The organism is Paramagnetospirillum marisnigri, from assembly GCF_001650715.1.
In the GTDB taxonomy this organism is placed as follows: Bacteria; Pseudomonadota; Alphaproteobacteria; order Rhodospirillales; family Magnetospirillaceae; genus Phaeospirillum; species Phaeospirillum marisnigri.
In genome coordinates this window covers 1-1,415 of sequence record NZ_LWQT01000004.1, presented here as the reverse complement: position 1 = coordinate 1,415, position 1,415 = coordinate 1, and the positions used below count along the sequence as shown (strand labels likewise).

The 1,415-nt window shown below is 58.8% G+C and carries 2 protein-coding genes; both read right to left on the bottom strand.

Features of this window, described 5'->3' with window-relative positions; all coding sequences use genetic code 11:
* Positions 1 to 24: 24 nt before the first annotated feature.
* Positions 25 to 867 carry a hypothetical protein gene (locus tag A6A04_RS00035; RefSeq protein WP_068489171.1) on the bottom strand — a complete coding sequence of 281 codons (843 nt, stop codon included), beginning with the start codon at positions 865 to 867 and terminating at the stop codon, positions 25 to 27.
* 1 nt (position 868) lies between these two features.
* Entirely contained in the window at positions 869 to 1,276 is a 408-nt protein-coding gene (locus tag A6A04_RS00030; RefSeq protein WP_156612389.1) for a hypothetical protein, read from the bottom strand.
* Positions 1,277 to 1,415 lie beyond the last annotated feature (139 nt).

Sequence of the window (1,415 nt, the reverse complement as noted above, 5' to 3'; positions counted from 1 at the left end):
TGACGCCTCCGGGCGCTACGCACCCTACGCCATCATCCCCAGGCAAAAGCTGCTACACCACTCGACGGGACATGACCGAGGGGGGGTATGGTCGATCTCTGCCCTATCGAGCGGCGCGGTTGTGACGCGATGGCCTTGGACGGAGCGGAACTTCCGCATTGCAGCCGCGCGGCCGTAGCGCGCGGCATATTTCTCGAAAGCAGGGATGGACTCGATCAGACGCGTCACTAATCGCCTTGTGGGGAGTGGCAGCCACAGAGAACTCGGGCGCAGGTCATTTTCCCGCTGCACTCGAATCGTTGCATCATCAAGGACGTCTTGGATCGTTTTTCGTTCAAGCGAGAGATATTTCTCTTCAACAACCTCGGCAACCAGAGCCACAAGCTCTTGGGGATAGCGGGATGTCCTGTTACCTTTTTTCCCATCGTTTGGCACCAGGCTCATAATGTCCCTGCCAGAAGCAATAAAGGTCGCTCTCCATTTCATTACTGTTGAGAAACCGGGAACCCGTGCCGGCTGCCGGAGTTTGATCCAAATTTCTTCAATAGTTGGTCCAAAAAGTTCTTTCGAGGCGGGAAGTTCGAGCACGGCCATGACGTAGGCGCGGCGTACTTTGGCCACCTCGAATAACTCCTCGGGAACATGCTGATAATCCTTCCCGGGAGCGCTCGAAACCGCCTTCCCGGTCAGGAAGATCAGCTTTCCGCTCGCGTACTGGGAGCGAAGCGCATCGTCGGTAAATTCTTTGATGCGCCGAGTGTTTTTCTCCTCGATCTGCCAAAGCGTATCCGAGATCTTCCGGAGGAGGGCGTGAGGTGCCCCATCTATGAGGATTTCCGCGCCGGCTCGGAACGCTGAGGCCGCCATCTCATTTCTCCACCGATGGAGCCCAACTCAGGGGCGTTTCGTCCGAGAGCGGGGTTCTCACATCGAAGCTAATGACGCCTTCAAGTGCCAGACGGCAAATTTGCCTGCGCCCGCGTTCCCCAAGCACGCCGTGCAGGACATCGCCCCAAGTCACCTGGGTGCCACAAAAAAGCAGACGCACGCGCTCGCGCTCGATGGCGCTCAAGCTATCGCGCCCGTACCGCAGCAGGGTCAGGGCGTTTGCTATCCGAGGGCCTTTGGCGAGGTCCGCCCCCAACACCAGCCGATACGAATAGCCATGGCGCGGCAAGGCGGCGCTCAAGAGCTGTGTGCGGTCGGCAGTCTCGCCATCCACCGACGCACTGTCCGCCTTGATCTCCCAAAACTCACGCCCGCTAGCCGTGACCACCAATATGTCCGGGTAATGGCGCCTGACTTCACCGGCGAAAATGAACTCAAGTTCGGCCGGTTTGACCGGCCCCCAATGGCGGCTCCAGATCGAATGTTAGTGAAGCATGGTTGATGTTGCCTGGCCAGGGGCGACGGAG